Origin of the sequence: Achromobacter sp. SIMBA_011 (assembly GCF_046535435.1) — a bacterium.
Classification (GTDB): domain Bacteria; phylum Pseudomonadota; class Gammaproteobacteria; order Burkholderiales; family Burkholderiaceae_B; genus Achromobacter; species Achromobacter dolens.
The window spans coordinates 1-255 of the sequence record NZ_JAWRWN010000831.1 but is presented as its reverse complement, the minus strand read 5'-3'; the positions used below and the strand labels follow the sequence as shown (position 1 = coordinate 255).

At 57.3% G+C, this 255-nt stretch carries 1 pseudogene; it reads right to left on the bottom strand.

The annotated features are described in order from the left end of the window. Positions 1 to 68 precede the first annotated feature (68 nt). Positions 69 to 255: pseudogene (locus SB816_RS33330) on the bottom strand (alanyl-tRNA editing protein); the annotation flags it as partial.

Sequence of the window (255 nt, the reverse complement as noted above, 5' to 3'; positions counted from 1 at the left end):
GCTTTTCCACCCAGTCCGCCGAAACGACGAAACGGCTCTTATCCGTGCTCACGATGTTTCTCCCAATCTCAGGCAACAGCTTCAGGCGCGCCGAAACGAATGCGGAACCGCCTGTTCTCCTTGCCCTTCTTTTCTATCTTGGCAATGTGAATATCGCCCACTTCCTGCGTTTCGGAAACATGGGTGCCGCCGCAGGGCTGGCTGTCGATGCTGGAATTTTCGCCGATGCAGACGAGGCTGACCCGACCAAGGCCC